This is a genomic window from Martinezella lusitana (assembly GCF_016901135.1).
Classification (GTDB): Bacteria; Pseudomonadota; Alphaproteobacteria; order Rhizobiales; family Rhizobiaceae; genus Rhizobium; species Rhizobium lusitanum_D.
This window is the reverse complement of sequence record NZ_JAFEVL010000042.1, coordinates 160,819-176,506: the sequence shown is the minus strand read 5'-3', so window position 1 is coordinate 176,506 and position 15,688 is coordinate 160,819. Positions and strand designations below refer to the sequence as shown.

Genomic DNA, 15,688 nt, shown 5'->3' with positions numbered 1-15,688 from the left:
GAGGAACGCCATGAACGAGACACCGAGATTCGATGCCTATCGACACGCCATTCCCGATCCGCTGATGCCCCACCGCGACGATCCGTTTAGTGCTGCCGTGCCGCCGATCTATCAGACATCGCTGTTCCTGTTCGACAGCTACAAGGAGCTCGAGGATGTCTTCGCCGGCCGCTCTAAGAAGCCGATCTATTCGCGCGGCGACAATCCGACGGTGCAGCTCCTGGAGCGCAGGATTGCCGAGATGGAAGGCGCCGAGGAGGCGCGCGCCTTTGCGAGCGGCATGGGCGCCATTGCGGCGGCGGTCCTTGCCTTCGTCGGACCGGGAGATCGCATCGTCACCGTGCGGCACGTCTATAGCGATGCCTTCCGCTTCTTCGAAAAGGTTCTGAAGCGCTTCGGCGTCATCGTCGACTATATTGACGGCACCGATACCGAGGCCATGATAGCAGCACTTCCCGGCGCCCGGCTTGCCTATCTCGAGAATCCGACCTCGATGGTGTTCGAGCTGCAGGATTTGCCTCTCATCGCCGAGGCCGCGCGCCGCCATGGCGTCGTGACGATCGTCGACAACTCCTGGGCAACGCCGCTCTACCAGAACCCGCTCGCCCTCGGCATCGATCTTGTCATCCATGCGGCCTCGAAATATCTCGGCGGGCAGAGCGATACGGTGGCAGGCCTTGTTGCCGGCTCGAAGGCGCATATCGGCCGGATCAACAGCGAAATTTACCCCTATACGGGTGCGAAGCTGGCGCCGTTCGAAGCCTGGCTGGTGCTGCGCAACCTGGAGACCCTACCGTTCCGGATGCGTCATCACCACGAGGCCGGCCTTGAGGTCGCGTGCTGGCTGAATGCGCATGAAGACGTGACCAACGTGATGCACCCAGCACTTGGCGAACATCCCGGCAAGCGCACCTTCAGCGGCTTCGGCGGGCTGTTCTCTTTCGAGGTTTCCGATCGCATCGACGTGGCCGACTTCGTCGATTCGCTGCGCCTCATTCGCATCGGGGTGAGCTGGGGCGGGCCGGAGAGCCTCGTCGTCCCAGCTAAGGCAGCGCTCAGCATTTCGCCTGAGACCAATGTCTTTGCGCGCTTTGGCGTCAGTGATCGTACGATCCGCCTGAATGTCGGGCTTCATTCGGCCGCAGCCGTTATCGCCGATCTCGAGCAGGCGCTGCTGGCAGCTAGACGATAAGGCGCTTTGACGTTTCATATTGCCGTGCGGGCGGAGTGGCACTGCTTCTCCGCCCATACTATTATCCATTGTTGACTTCATTCCCGCCCCCATGCTGACCGAGAAAAGATGACCATTCCTTCCAATGAAATGCTGAGCGCGCTTGCAACCGAATACGGAACGCCGCTCTGGATCTACGATGCTGCCGCGATCCGCAGCCGCATCGAGCAACTGTCCGCCTTCGACGTCGTGCGCTTTGCACAAAAGGCCTGTTCGAACATCCATATCCTGCGGGAAATGCGAAAGGCGGGCGTCCGCGTCGACGCCGTTTCTCTCGGCGAGATCGAGCGGGCTGTGCGGGCGGGCTTTGCAACCGGCGGCGCGTCCGAGGCAGCGGAAATCGTCTTTACTGCCGATGTTTTCGACCGCCATACGCTGGATCGGGTCATTGCCGACAAGATTGAGGTCAATATCGGCTCGATCGACATGCTGCATCAGCTGGGTGAGCGCTCGCCGGGCCACAGGGTTTGGTTGCGCATCAATCCGGGCTTCGGGCATGGCCATAGCAACAAGACCAATACCGGCGGCGAAAACAGCAAGCACGGCATCTGGTTCGAGCAATTGCAGGAAGCCGTGGTGCTGACGCAGAAATATTCCCTGACACTGGTCGGCTTGCACATGCATATCGGCTCCGGCGTCGACTACGGCCATCTGCAGCGGGTCTGCGGCGCGATGGTTGGGTTCTGCCGCGATCTTGGCGTCGACATCGAGGCGATCTCCGCCGGCGGAGGGCTTTCCGTGCCCTATCGAGAAGGTGAGCAGGAAATCGATCCCTCGCATTATTTTTCGCTCTGGGATGCGGCGCGGCGCGAGGTCGAGGCGCATTTCGGCCATCCGATCCGGCTGGAGATAGAGCCGGGGCGCTTTCTAACAGCGGATTCCGGCGTGCTGCTTGCCGAGGTGAGAGCGGTCAAGACCATGGGCCGGAACCGCTTCGTGCTGGTCGATGCCGGCTTCAGCGATCTTGCGCGGCCGGCCATGTATGGCAGCTATCATCATATCTCGGTCATCCCGGGAAAGATGCCGCGCAGTGCTGAAGCAGCGATCTTCCCGACGGTCGTTGCCGGTCCCCTGTGCGAGTCGGGCGATGTCTTCACCCAGACGGAATCCGGGATAGTGCAGCAACGTGATCTTCCCGAAACCCATGTCGGCGACTATCTCGTTTTCCACGGCGCCGGCGCCTATGGGGCGACCATGTCGTCCAATTACAACAGCCGGCTCTACGCCCCCGAGGTGCTGATCGATGGCGGAACGCATAAGTTAATCCGCAGACGCCAGACATTTGATGAGCTGTTGGCCTTGGAGGATGTCTAGGCGGGAGCATCGGCTTTTTGGGCAGGGTACCTGGATGAAGTGGGCGGACACATCAACCATTTTGTGGTTGATGTGCCGTTTTTGTCCGAAGATCCCATTCAAAGATGTCGATGAGCTCTCGTGTCGTCAGGGCGGGGGCTTTTCCGCGGTTGCGAAATGAATATAGTGGGCACCACCGGGCGTCGTGGCGCCCGATTTTTATTCCGTTGTCACCGGCCGCAAGGCGCGAAAGTTCTGCACCGATATGCTGGCCTGGCTTGATCAGAAAACCGAAATCGTCGAACACGCCGATCAGGCGACGCAATTTTTCGAGCCGGCACATGCAGCTTACTATAGTGGCAAGCCAGGGCAGCCGCTGAAACTCATGTTGCAGGCGCGCAGTGATTTCCTGTCCATCTGGCGGCGCGGGGATTACCGGGAGCATGTGGCCGAGTTCAAGCTTCTCGGCCGCCAACTCATCATCGTCAATTCGCCGGATGCGATCCGTTATGTGGTTGCCAAGCGTCACGAGAATTTTGAGCGCAAGACGCCGCAGATGCGCCGCGCGCTGGAACATCTGTTGGGCGACGGGCTGTTCATCTCCGATAAGGAGACCTGGAAGCAGCGGCGGCCGCTGGTCTCCGATATCGTGCACAAGAACCGCGTGCCGGCCTTCGGCGCGATCATGCAGAATACCGCGAGCGAACTTGCCGACCGCTGGCAGAGCCTTGCGGACGGTGCGGAGGTCAATGCCCTGTTCGAAATGGCGGGGCTGACGGCGGAGATCATCTCACGCAGTATCTTCGGCAACGATCTCGGTGAGGACAGCGCCAATGCCGTCACCGAGGGTTTCGCGAGCTACCAGGCCTTGGTCGATTCCATCAATCTCGGCTATTTCCTGGGCTTCGACGAGGGGCTGCCGATCGTCAAGACACCGAGCCTGCGCCGATCGGTCAAACGCATCCATCGCATCATCGATCACGTGATCGATGATCATCTGGCCGGCAAGGGGGACAACAGCTCGATGGTCGAGCTCTTGATCCGCCGACAGCAGCGCAATCCGGAGCTGAAGCTCGATGTCGTGGCGCTCAGGAACGAGGCGGCAACGATCTTCATGGCTGGACATGAGACCACCGCCGCGACCTTGACCTGGGCATGGTATCTGCTTGCCGGCGCGCCCTGGGTGGAGGAGGCGGTTCATGCGGAAATCGAAACTGTTTGCAGCGACCGCGTGCCGTCGATCGATGATGTTGCAAAGCTCGACTGGTGTCGCGCTGTCATTGAGGAGACGCTGAGGCTTTATCCGCCGGTACCGATCCTGGCACGGCAGGCGGCTGAAGCAGACGAGATCGGCGGCGTGAAGGTGCGCAAGGCGGCTCTCGTCCTGATCGTGCCATGGATCCTGCATCGCACGGAGACGCTTTTTCCCGAACCGCATCGTTTCTATCCCGAACGCTTTCTCGGGGAGGGGCGTCCGACGCCTTACAGCTATATTCCCTTCGCCGCTGGCCCCCGCGTCTGCCCCGGCCTGCAGTTCGGCCTTACCGAGGCGATCCTTTGCCTCGCAATCCTTGCCCAGCGCTTTCGGGTACGCGTGAAGGACGGCCATAAGGTCCAGCCGCAATGCCGCCTGACCCTGCGTCCGCGTGGCGGCATGCCCGTGACGCTGCATAGGCGCTAGGGTGGCAACCGGCGACGAGACCGGCAGAGGAACTGCCGGCAGCAAACGCAAAGCTTGGACCTACGAGCCTCCCAAGGCGCCTCCGTTCGCCGATTTCCTGGCTGGCGGCGATCGACGCAAGGCGTTCCTGCGCTATTGGCTTTATGAGAATATCGACAACGCCATAGATCTGTTTTTCTACTTTGCCTTTATGCTTTTGCCTGCCCGAGCCTGTTCCGCACTCGGCGGGTGGCTGGGTCGGCTCCTGGCGCCGCGTTTCCATAAGAGTGCCTATGCTCGCGCCGCGGCCAACCTGAAGATGATAAGGCCGGATCTCAGCGACGCCGAGCTCGAGACGCTTCTGGAGCGTTACACCGATTCACAAGGCCGGCAGATGGCCGAATATTCCGTCGTGCCCCGGCTGGCGCGCCGCCATGTCCGCGAGATCGGCACAGAGGGAATGGTCGAGCACTGCGCCGAAGGTCCGGTGATTTTCATCGCGCCGCATGTCAGCAACTGGGAGGTGCTGTGGCATTGCCTGCTCGACATGGGATTGGCGGTGACCATGAACTACGACCCGCCCAAGCGCCGCTCGCGCCACTACATCGTCAACCGACTGCGCAAGGGTGCAGGCCTCGGGATCCTGAAACCCGGCCGCAGCTTCGTGCGCCCGGCGCTGCGGAACCTGGAGAACGGCGGCAATCTGCTGATGTTCTGCGACGAGGGCTTCAACGGCCGCATCCGCGCGCCCTTCTTTGGCCAGCCAGCGCACCTAGAAGGCAACTACGCCATCATTGCACGGATGGCGCGTAGGACGAATGCGTTGATCTATCCGCTCTTCATTGTCCGGGAAAACGGAGCGAGCTTTGTGCTAAAGGCGCTCGAGCCGTTCAGGCTGCCGACAACTGATGCATCAGAAGATCAGCTTGCCGCGGATGTTGGCTTCCTGAATGCGGTAATCGAGCCAATGGTGCGTGAAAATCCGGAGCAGTGGTATTTTATCGACAACCGAATGCCAGCTGCCAACATCTGAACTTCATGCTGGCGCAGGTTGCGGATGGAACTCCCCGTTTCCGCCGCTTAGTGCATAGGCAACGCCAGCCTTCATATTTGGTTCAGATAGTCTTCGACGCGGTGCGCCAGATCAAGTGGAGCATGGCCTAAGGTATGCAGATGGATATCCGGGTTTTCGGGCGCCTCATAGGGCGAAGAAATACCGGTGAAATTGGGGATCTGTCCCGCCATAGCCTTTTTATAGAGACCCTTGGGATCGCGCCGCACGCATTCTTCAATTGGCGTGTCCACAAAGACATCGATAAATTCACCGTCAGGCATGAGCTCGCGCGCCATTTGCCGCTCGGATCGGAACGGCGAAATGAACGATACCAGCACGATAAGACCGGCATCGGTCATCAGCTTTGCGACCTCGGCAATCCGGCGAATGTTTTCCACGCGGTCCTCGGCCGTGAAGCCGAGATCGCGGTTGAGACCATGGCGGACATTGTCGCCGTCGAGCAGGAAAGTGTGCTTTCCCTTCGCATGCAACAGCTTTTCGACGAGATTGGCGATCGTTGATTTGCCGGATCCCGATAGGCCTGTGAACCACAATACGACGGGATGCTGGTTCTTCTGCTCGGCACGGGCCGCTTTGTCGATCGTCAATGCTTGCCAGTGGACATTCTCCGCGCGATGCAACGAGTGGATGATCATCCCTGCACCGACGGTCGCGTTCGTGAAGCGATCGATCAATATGAAATTGCCGGTTATGCGATTTTCGGCGTAGCTGTCGAAGCAGATGGGCTGCTGGGTTGACAAGTTGCATACGCCGATCTCGTTCATCGCCAGCGTCTTTGCCGACTGATGGGCGAATGTATTGACGTCAATGCTATATTTGAGCGCCGTCACCGTGGCGCTCACACTATCGGCCTCGGTCCTCAAGATATAGGCGCGGCTGGGTATCAACGCCTCGTGGCTGAACCAGATGACATGCGCTTGGAACTGGTCGGAAACATTGGGCCTTTCTGTCGGAGAAACCAGCAGATTTCCACGCGACAATTCGACTTCATCGCTTAAGACCAAGGTGACGGCCTGCCCCTCAAAAGCCGAGGCCTGGTCCCCATCATACGTCACGATGCGCTTCACCGTGGTTTGCTGGCCGGATTTTGCGACCGTGACTGCATCGCCCACGGAGACTGTTCCCGAGGCGACCTGGCCGGAAAAGCCGCGAAAATCGAGATTTGGCCGATTAACCCATTGCACCGGAAAGCGGAATGGCTTTTCCGAAGCATTGCTATCGGTCGCGATAGTTTCGAGATGGTCGAGCAATGACGGACCATCGTACCACGGCGTATCTGCCGATTTCGCTGCTATGTTGGTGCCATAGCGCGCGGATATCGGTATCGGCCTGATGGTCGCAAAGCCAAGTTCCTTGGCGAAGGCCGTATAGTCGGCGACTACCCGTTCATAGGCTGCCTGTTCATATTGCAGCAGATCCATCTTGTTGATCGCAAGCACGACATGGCGAATGCCAAGCAGCGACGCGATGAAACTGTGGCGTCTTGTCTGCTGCAGGACACCTTGACGGCAATCGACGAGGACAATGGCAAGGTCAGCTGTCGATGCGCCGGTGACCATATTGCGCGTATATTCCTCGTGACCGGGAGTGTCGGCGACAATGAACGTGCGCTTCGGCGTAGAGAAGAACCGGTAAGCGACATCAATCGTGATCCCCTGCTCGCGCTCTGCGTCCAAGCCGTCGACCAAAAGTGCAAAATCCACGTCATCGCCCGTGGTGCCGTATTTGACGCTGTCCTGCTCCAAAGTGGAAAGCTGGTCGTCAAAGAGGCTTTTGGTATCGTAGAGCAAGCGTCCTATGAGCGTCGATTTGCCGTCGTCGACGGAACCGCAAGTCAGGAAGCGCAGAAGGGATTTTCCATCCTGATTGGAACGATAGCCAGCCGCACTACAAAAAGGATCAGGGGGGATCCCATCATTCATCAAAAGTAACCTTCGCGCTTCTTTTTTTCCATTGAACCCGCCTCATCCTTGTCTATAAGGCGGCCCTGTCGCTCCGAGGTGCGAGCTGCTAGCACTTCCCCAACAATCTCTTCAAGTGTTGCAGCAGTTGATTCTATAGCGCCGGTGAGCGGGTAGCAACCGAGCGTGCGGAAGCGAACCATCCGCTCTTCCACCACATCCGTCGCAGCAAGTGGCATACGCTCGTCATCCACCATGATCAACATGCCGTCGCGATCAACCACAGGTCGTTTGGCGGCGAAATAGAGCGGCACGATCGGGATCTTTTCCTGCATGATATATTGCCAAATATCGAGTTCGGTCCAGTTGGACAACGGAAACACACGGATCGACTCGCCCTTGTTCACCCGCGTGTTATAGGTTTTCCACATTTCGGGACGCTGGTTTTTAGGATCCCAGGAATGTTTCGCAGTGCGAAAAGAGAAGACACGCTCCTTGGCACGCGATTTTTCCTCGTCACGTCTGGCTCCGCCGAAAGCGGCATCGAAGCCATATTTATCGAGCGCCTGCCGCAGCGCTTCTGTTTTCATGGTTTGGGTATGGGTATTTGAGCCGTTGGTGAATGGGTTTACGTGTCGGTCGATGCCGTCGCGATTAATATGAACAAGAAGCTCGATGTCGTCTCTGGCCGCCATGCGATCACGAAACGTGATCATCTCTTTGAATTTCCAGGTCGTGTCGACATGTAAAAACGGAAATGGCGGCTTTCCTGGATGAAATGCTTTCATCGCCAGATGCATCAATACCGAAGAGTCTTTGCCAACGGAATAAAGCATCACCGGATTGGAAAACGTTGCAGCAACTTCGCGGAGAATGTGAACGGATTCGGCCTCGAGTTCTCGAAGGTGGTTGGTTAACATCGTTTCCGCTACTAAAAGTAGTTTGTTGGATATTGGTTGCAAAACTATTGCACTTTTTTACGCAGTAGGCTGGGTTCTGTAAACAATGTTCCGCACGGTGACAACTGCACCCCCGCTTGGTACGCATCCAGAGAATAGATGAAGGCCAAATAGTTTTCTCAAGAGAACAATTAGTTTAACTACGATATCAATTCTCAATTATGGTAGTTTTTCGGGGCTAAGTCCACCGGGCGAGGGTTCACAGGCGTTTTCCAGGTCGATGGATATGCTGATACAATTGTCTGATCCCATCCGATCGTATCGGTCCCGCCAATCGGCTTGCTATAGAGGAGGGGGAAACTTCACCCCTCCATTATTTGACGGCGAAATACGCGCTCCAACAGGAGCCCGAGGCATGCGGATCCGACGCCGATTCCAACAATATAGTATTTATTTACAAACTGGTCCGGGTAGCTCGGATAATAGGCGCTCCGCATCCACTCCACGCATCCGAAAACCGGGCTCCACGAAAGGACGTCACCAATTACCTTCGGCATAAGGGGAGCAACGAAAACTATGCCGGATGTCACGTAAACAACGACCATGAACAGGGCGTAGATAGTCGCAAACAGTTCGAAAAACATCACGATCACGCCGGCCAAGCTGCCGATGCCTACGCCCAACAATAGCGAAGAAAGATAGGCGAGAACGGCCTGAATAGGGTCGGCAGGGAACGGATCATCTCCTAGGATCAGCAGAATTACGATGGTTAGGAATAAAGTCAGGAAGGCTGCCATTATTTCAAGAAATGCCCGGGCGAACATAATGTCCACAATTTTGACCGCTGGGAACGACAGCATCTGGCGATTGAGGATGAGCGATAGGCACATAAACCGTGAGATGTACATAAATGACATCGTAGGCAGGAGTGCAGTGGCAAAAAAAAGCGTAACGGAATCGCCATAAGCTGCGGTTCGGCCTGCCAGATTGTAAATCACAATTAGCACGAAGATGTGTGTGAGGGGCCAAAAGCTCTGCACAAGGAAACCAAGACCATGATTAAAAAATCTGGTTCGCATGTCGCGAAGCATTACCGCGTTCATAACATTCATTTTCTGCTCAAGCGCCAATGACATTGCGCTTCGGCTTTTTTGGCGCCTGTAGGCCATCTTCGACTCCAAAATTGATGTCTGAAAGTGTGGCGAAGATAGGCCGCCGCGAGGATCTCGATCAATCCCCAAAAGGAAAAGCATACTCTACCGCGCGAATTTGATCGCGTTGTTCGGGTTTACCTTTCTCATTGGGGCCAGAGCTTATTTCAAAATTGATTATTTCAACGGGGCAAGGTCAGACTTCTCGCGTCATTGCCTTGTCCCTTCATTAGCATTTCAAATGCACCTGAAACAGCCCGAGATCAATCTCCAACTCGGCAGATAAACGATCTGGAGACGGCTCGCCGATCGGCTGGGTAAAAATCCACTGAAAATCCAAATCGAACAACGAGGCAAGATCACAAAAAAAGTAATCCGCAAGCCCAGGATCAAACATTTTTACTTTGGTATGCGGCGGGCAAAATATAACGTTCGTCAAACCCGCGCCCATAAAACCCGCCACGACCTCAGCCTTAGAAAATATATTGATTTGCTCCCATATGCTGAATTCCTCCGGCCGAATTACATAGTACCCAGCCGCGCGAGCAATATTCTCTAACTCAATTGCTCTTACCATTTGTCTTTTGGGGGCATTGGCTCTCGAAATAAATATTTTCTTGGCAGATCTGATTGGCAAACTCGAGTGCTTCTCCGCCGCGTACAAAAGTTTGCTGACAAAGAGCTGCAAGACGTGACTTTTCTGTGCATTGTGCCTGGAAATGGGTGATGTTGTAAGAAGATTGCGCGCTTGCACTAAAGAGTGCCGCATATCAACGAGTTCGAAACGACCGGAGTATAAATTGCCTATCACTTCCGAAAGCAAATTCCTTAGCGCAAGAGGCAGCGTCGGAACAAGCAGAGCGAGGGGCTCTGACAATTGCCCACCAAGTATAATCTCGAGACGAGGCAACATCTCTACAAGAAGGTGTCCATAGTTATCCTTTCCAGCCTTAAATATAAAGCCGCATTGCCTGTCTATAAGCGGAACTGGCTGATCGGAAAATCTAGCAATTTCCGCGAATGTTGGACGAGTAACATGATCGACCTGACTGTATGTTACAGCTCGCTGGCGACTATCAAACATCATCGCCAAATCTGCAGCGTATCCATTATCGTAACCCAGAAGATCTGTCGGTATTACTTCGCATCGCTCCTCGCCCATTACCTGAAGTAAGTAACGGCAATGCCGTTCACCATTTGGTCCGGGAGCAAAACCAATCAACTCAGGAATCTTTCGAGTATATGACGCAGCGTCTGTCACCTGCTTAAAGCTATCCGCACCTTCCCGCCACTCAGCCGAATCTTCGTTGGTATAATAGGCGTTAACCATTTGCTCTCTATCACAATCTAAGAACTAAGCGATCGCTTACTCGAATCTTCTTTGTTAAACTTAAGCCATTCCTGGAAGCTTCCGGCTCCGCTTGCAAACGGATTTGCGAACGCATGTTGAAGATCCTGCCTATGCCGATAGAGAACTCTGTCCTCCTTATCGATGATCTTCCCGTCCTCATAAGTAGCATAATGCCACCAACGAGATGGTACCGCATCATCCGTAAACTGACGGACGGCATTTTTATACCAAAGCCACAATTCGTACACATCCGAAGCTGCCCCAGCGTACCGCTTGGTCATCGTATCGCCAAGTGGCCCCAGTTTTGTGAAATGGAAAAATCTGAGTAAAGCCTCGTTCGCCAAAATCTCGCCCGAAGCAGAAATACTTACACTGCGATGACTCAAATTCCAGCTAGCAACATTTAGACCTGGATCTCTCAGTATACCAACATTGTCAAAAAGCGCAGGAACCAGATCGCACCATTTTTGGTCCACAAAAATACCATCTTCCGGCATGTCGTAACACATTGTGGAGAGACGAGCCGCCCACCATTCTGCCATCTCGCGACCGGCAGAATCATTTCGAATAGCGAGAAATCCTAAATTGTAGGTGCCCAAGCGCGACGAGGTAATTTCGTTGTCGCGGATAGCCATCTCCAATTTTTCGGGGCGTACCTGATGTGGAGTTAGCAATATCGAATGATTCTCTAGCGCTTTGACTACGAGATCAAGGGAATTAAAGACGGCGATATCAGGGTCCAAATAAACTATTTTCTCGGCACCACTCCGCAAAATATGCTCCAACGCATATCCTTTTACAGCGGTGCATGCCTCGACTACGTCATGCTTGAAAATCCAGGCGGTAAAATCCTTTGGCCGTAGATCTTCCCCCCAAAGCACGTTATCGAAGTCCTCGCCTGATATAGTAAAAGCAAACCCTTCCGGCACCTTATCAGTAATAACTGCCCAAAAGGTCCAATCTGGATGAAACTTCTTTATTGTATGGACAAGAACACGTGCGCGATTAAGATAGCTAAAGGAAAAGCTAGTGAAACAATGCACGCTCAAGACGCCATCTCCCGATTGAGGAAATCGATTGTCATCCGACTATAATTTATTGACGAGATTTGCCGCGGCCCCTGATTTTTCTGATTTACCATCTCCTCGATGTTCGCTCCCTCGAAAGCTGCGTAGAGCTCTTCATCATTCTTCAGAACAACGCCAACGTTGCGTTCCTCCACTACCTTGGCAATATTTCCAGAAGAAGATGTTGTTACAATTTGGCAGCCCGCCGCCAAGGCCTCGTACAGCGCAAAAGAAAACGTCTCTGGCCAGCCCGCCCAAAGCACAACAACATCAATTTCATTCTCTATCAAAGCCTTGGTCATCGCGTCTCGGGTATTTTGTGTTACGAGAATCTTCTTTGCTTCTATGTATTTGGGGATATTGTTATCTCCTCCGAAATAATAGAATTTATAGCGAGGCGAGCCCGCGTGTCGCCTTGCCAAGCTCTCGAAACTAAACCAGCCCTTGTGATAGACAGGCCAACCGCAGAAGGCAACGCGTATTGGCGCTTGTGTGGATCTTCGGCTGATCGCGGAAGTTTTCTCTAGCGTGCAATGGGGAGCAAGGTAGCTCTTCTCAAATTTGAAGCCGCTCCGCCCCAATAGAATGTCTTGTGCAATAACTGAAGGAGAAAGGAGCGTGAACGCGCAAGAAGCTATAAGTATCTCTAGACGCGCTATATGCGTGTCACGCGATTCGCCAAAGACACATATGGTACAGCCAGAGGATTTTACGTGAGGGCTGTGGCAATAGCTAACACTATTGCGGAGAAGATTATATCCGCCACACAGCAAAAGATAATCATGAGCCCAAATATAACTTTCATCAAACAACCCTTCGGCGCTCATACTGAGCTGCTCAGGGGAATGTCCGAGAAGAGAATGTATCACGCGCCAGATGGGCCGCTTCATGATTCTTTTATGCTGCGAAAGAGCCAGCATCACCGCACTGGTGGGATAGGTACCAACGGCATTACCGTTGAGGCTTAAGCAAACACGCGGATCATCGTCCTGAGCTAGCGTTGGCAAAGGTTGCCAGGGGTAGACATGAAGATAAGCGCCGCCTTCTCGATTCAACGATGCTTGCTCGATCTGAATACAGAGTTGCACTCCACCCGTCTGCCGACGAAAATCGTCGTGGCTAACCGAAAAAATTAACTTATCAGCTTCCGCGCAGTTTTGCGACAAGACACCAAGTAGGTCCTCCACAGTTCCCAAGCTAGGATCTGCATCAGCACGACGCCAGTCAATGGCGACTTCGTTCAATGGGCGTACTCTTTCGAGCGCCGCAAATTTGGCAGAGTTCACGCCTGTGGCAATTCGCCCTTCTCCACAGCCTGCCACCAAAAAGTGATAAAATGGATTAACACCTGCCTCCCGCACATCTGGATTAGAGTTGATGTAGTACGATGAAGAGAAAGTTGGGGTGGGGTCCCGCCCCTCCGTCCAGCCCACTCTGATGTAGTGTTCGACAGGATCTATACCCAGATCTTTTAGATCGGGATTGGTGGCCAGATAAAAATCTTTCGAGAATTCTTTAGAAATAGTCAAATATACGTGATCTATATTGGAAAAACGGGGTAATCGGCCCTCAGCCTCTCCGGCTACTAGGTAATGCCAAAAAGGTTCGACTCCGGCTGCCTGTACATCCTTATTTTGCTTCAGATACATCGACACTGAGAAATCAGGCGACGGGTCCCGACCTTCTTTCCAGCCAAAAATAATATAGTGACAAATGGGATCTATACCGGCGCTCCGAACGTCTCCGTAAACGCGCAGATAAAATGAGGTATCAAACTTTTTCGAAATTACCTTATAAACCTCAGGGTAATCTCGCTCAACTCGTCGCCTGAGATTTTTGGTCGAAGCAAAATGATCGCGGATTTTTGAGAAAAAATTAGTCATGACCCAACTTTTAAGCCCGTCTTACTTGTAGAAATATTTTATTATGATCGATTGAGGCAACATCAAACTTATTCACTAGCCGGTCAGTCTCTCATCCATATCAGTCCATCTTCGGATCTATGCAACCTGCGCTTAAACATCACGAGTCACGCAATAAATCAATGGTATTGATCAGAGACGTTTCCGATTCTCAGTTCCATTGTTCTAAATTTGGCTACTCCTGTGGTGATGCTGAACCGCTCCAGGTTTCTGGACCAGCGGAGGCTGGAGTTTTCCGGTAAAGACGTCCCTGACGTCTGCGCGGGAGTGGATTTTCGTCGTAAAGCCCTGCGTGATCGACCAAATGCCTCCCTGTGAGTCCCCCTTTAGCGTCCGCAGCCTTCGAGTGGCCGAACTGCTGTCGATCATATGCTGCCAGTCGTCGGTCAAGCCCATTTTGATTAGCGTTTCTAGGAACGCATCCCATACGCCTTGTTCGGCCCATCGCCCGAAACGGATATAGATCGAATTCCATTTTCTATATCGTTCGTGCATGTCGTGCCAAGGGCAACCGACGCGTAAGACATGCAATATGCCGTTCAAAAAGATGCGGTTGCCATGAGCAGACCGGCAATTCCGACCGCGCTCTGCAAGGTAACAACGTCCCCATGATCCGCCACGTCTCCACGATCCAAAGCTACCTCCTAAAAGGCAGTTTTGAATCATTTTCCGGCGATTTGGGAACCCATTTGTCAACAGGGCCTAGTTCACTAGATTCCGACGCGTGTACTTGCGTTGCGCAGAGGGTTCATCATAGATGTCCCTCTGCGCAACGCAATGTGGGCTATCGCGCAAATGCTCTTCTGGACCCATCCACAAACGCAATCCAAAGATCGAACGCTTATTGCCAGAGCTACAGCAAGATAACATGATGCGAGGGGCCCTGTGGCGTAAACCTGCTATAGCGCCTGTCTATTCGTTCCGAGCATATTTTTCAGGAATATAACCTATGACAACCAACGCGAAATACAGGCAGATCATGGACAGGAAGGGGTATTTTTTCTCCAACCTGTACAACGATTATGATCGAGTAATGCGATTAGGAGATATCGAGCGCGCACAAGGTTTATTGGAGGATTATCTGAAACGACACGATGACCCAAATGCTTGGATGATCTATGGTCAGATACTCCTCTGTTTGGGGCATGAGCTTGCCGCAAAGAGTATTTTTAGAAACTGCTATGAGCGTGCCGCCTCTATTCATATCGCCGATGTCATACATGCTGACTGCGAAGCAACGGTAGCGTTTGTGGATGACTCACGGAAAATATTATATGTCGCAATTCCAAAGTGTGCGAGTACTACTGTGAAGAATTATTTGGTGAGGGCAATTTACTCGATAGATCCGCATGAGGAATCGCACAGTTATATCAATAATATGATGAGGATAGTTAAATTCAGCGAATTTGATGGTAAATATAGCGATTATTTTAGATTTACTATTGTCAGGCCGGCCATTGATCGGGTTACTTCTTATTTTTACGGTAATGTATCGAAGGATATACTAAAAAATAATACATGGGAACTTAATGGTCTATGTGGATTTACGACAAATCCGTCGCTAGATCAATTTTTGGAACATTTTTTTTCTTATCGGCGCGTATTTATCGATGTTAGGCATCATACTGATCCGATTAATGCGTATCTTCCTAAGCGGGCGTCTTTAGATGCTGTTTACTCGATTAGTGAAATCGATGAGGTTAGATCACTTATTGAGGATATGTATCACGTGAAGTTAGAAGCCGCCAAACTGATGGTCGGAGCCGAGGCGGTAAAAAATGTTCATTTTTCGTCCGAAATGCAGTCCTATTACAAACAAGAAAGTCAATATATCGATCTTTAGATATGTAGGGTGGGCTGCCAGCGCTAGTCGCATTCGACTTTTTGCTCGTTTAAATTTGAGAATCGATCGAGTCACTAAATTTCTCTATGCTTCAAAACGAACGCTTGGCTTAACGTTAGGTTTACGATTGTTGATTGAGCGAAGAGATATATTAGTAATATATCGGAATAATGGCGATTTAATCGGTGTGATGATGATATAGTGCGCTCAATTTTATAAAATTCTGGAATTCTTCTTCATACAAGAGCTATTTCTTTGTAGCATACTTGGATTGTAGCTTGATAACTCAATAAAG

12 protein-coding genes are annotated in these 15,688 nt (G+C 52.7%); 5 read left to right on the top strand and 7 right to left on the bottom strand.

All coding sequences use genetic code 11. From position 1 onward, the window contains the following. The first annotated feature begins 10 nt into the window (after positions 1-10). The 4 genes from JTP94_RS15080 (at position 11) to JTP94_RS15065 (ending at position 5,217) form a co-directional block, all read left to right on the top strand. On the top strand, positions 11-1,192 hold the full coding sequence (locus JTP94_RS15080) for a PLP-dependent transferase (protein WP_204851292.1): 1,182 nt from the start codon (positions 11-13) through the stop codon (positions 1,190-1,192). Positions 1,193-1,300: 108 nt separating this feature from the next. Next, a complete protein-coding gene (gene lysA / locus JTP94_RS15075; RefSeq protein ID WP_204851291.1) occupies positions 1,301-2,545 on the top strand; it encodes a diaminopimelate decarboxylase in 1,245 nt (414 codons plus the stop codon). A 184-nt stretch (positions 2,546-2,729) separates the two neighbouring features. Beyond that, complete coding sequence (locus JTP94_RS15070) at positions 2,730-4,205, top strand: cytochrome P450 (RefSeq protein WP_312038173.1); 1,476 nt, start codon at positions 2,730-2,732, stop codon at positions 4,203-4,205. Between the two features lies 1 nt (position 4,206). Then, positions 4,207-5,217 carry a lysophospholipid acyltransferase family protein gene (locus tag JTP94_RS15065; protein WP_204851290.1) on the top strand — a complete coding sequence of 337 codons (1,011 nt, stop codon included), beginning with the start codon at positions 4,207-4,209 and terminating at the stop codon, positions 5,215-5,217. Between the two features lie 71 nt (positions 5,218-5,288). Here JTP94_RS15065 and cysN read toward each other — a convergent pair whose 3' ends face one another. The 7 genes from cysN to JTP94_RS15030 form a co-directional block, all read right to left on the bottom strand. Continuing rightward, entirely contained in the window at positions 5,289-7,181 is a 1,893-nt protein-coding gene (gene cysN / locus JTP94_RS15060; RefSeq protein WP_204851289.1) for a sulfate adenylyltransferase subunit CysN, read from the bottom strand. Beyond that, on the bottom strand, positions 7,181-8,080 hold the full coding sequence (gene cysD / locus JTP94_RS15055; protein ID WP_204851288.1) for a sulfate adenylyltransferase subunit CysD: 900 nt from the start codon (positions 8,078-8,080) through the stop codon (positions 7,181-7,183). The genes cysN and cysD overlap by 1 nt, the downstream gene beginning before the upstream one ends. Before the next feature lie 341 nt (positions 8,081-8,421). Then, positions 8,422-9,228, bottom strand: coding sequence for an ABC transporter permease (locus tag JTP94_RS15050; RefSeq protein ID WP_246754981.1), 807 nt, complete (start codon positions 9,226-9,228; stop codon positions 8,422-8,424). Positions 9,229-9,439: 211 nt separating this feature from the next. Then, positions 9,440-10,540 carry a DUF563 domain-containing protein gene (locus JTP94_RS15045; protein WP_204851287.1) on the bottom strand — a complete coding sequence of 367 codons (1,101 nt, stop codon included), beginning with the start codon at positions 10,538-10,540 and terminating at the stop codon, positions 9,440-9,442. A gap of 17 nt (positions 10,541-10,557) precedes the next feature. Beyond that, the gene (locus tag JTP94_RS15040; RefSeq protein ID WP_204851286.1) at positions 10,558-11,610 is read right to left on the bottom strand and encodes a hypothetical protein; all 1,053 of its coding nucleotides are present in this window, start codon (positions 11,608-11,610) and stop codon (positions 10,558-10,560) included. After that, entirely contained in the window at positions 11,607-13,511 is a 1,905-nt protein-coding gene (locus JTP94_RS15035; protein WP_204851285.1) for a glycosyltransferase, read from the bottom strand. Before JTP94_RS15035 ends, JTP94_RS15040 begins: the two co-directional genes overlap by 4 nt. Positions 13,512-13,715: 204 nt before the next feature. Next, entirely contained in the window at positions 13,716-14,216 is a 501-nt protein-coding gene (locus tag JTP94_RS15030; protein WP_246754979.1) for a transposase, read from the bottom strand. 283 nt (positions 14,217-14,499) lie between these two features. Between JTP94_RS15030 and JTP94_RS15025 the strand changes: the two genes are divergently transcribed. Further along, entirely contained in the window at positions 14,500-15,393 is an 894-nt protein-coding gene (locus JTP94_RS15025) for a sulfotransferase family 2 domain-containing protein (protein WP_204851283.1), read from the top strand. Positions 15,394-15,688 lie beyond the last annotated feature (295 nt).

Coding starts and splice junctions, on each gene's coding strand:
- JTP94_RS15080 (WP_204851292.1), top strand. CDS start 11: ATGAACGAGACACCGAGATTCGATGCCTATCGACACGCCATTCCCGAT.
- lysA (WP_204851291.1), top strand. CDS start 1,301: ATGACCATTCCTTCCAATGAAATGCTGAGCGCGCTTGCAACCGAATAC.
- cysN (WP_204851289.1), bottom strand. CDS start 7,181: ATGAATGATGGGATCCCCCCTGATCCTTTTTGTAGTGCGGCTGGCTAT.
- cysD (WP_204851288.1), bottom strand. CDS start 8,080: ATGTTAACCAACCACCTTCGAGAACTCGAGGCCGAATCCGTTCACATT.
- JTP94_RS15050 (WP_246754981.1), bottom strand. CDS start 9,228: ATGGCCTACAGGCGCCAAAAAAGCCGAAGCGCAATGTCATTGGCGCTT.
- JTP94_RS15045 (WP_204851287.1), bottom strand. CDS start 10,540: ATGGTTAACGCCTATTATACCAACGAAGATTCGGCTGAGTGGCGGGAA.
- JTP94_RS15035 (WP_204851285.1), bottom strand. CDS start 13,511: ATGACTAATTTTTTCTCAAAAATCCGCGATCATTTTGCTTCGACCAAA.
- JTP94_RS15030 (WP_246754979.1), bottom strand. CDS start 14,216: ATGATTCAAAACTGCCTTTTAGGAGGTAGCTTTGGATCGTGGAGACGT.
- JTP94_RS15025 (WP_204851283.1), top strand. CDS start 14,500: ATGACAACCAACGCGAAATACAGGCAGATCATGGACAGGAAGGGGTAT.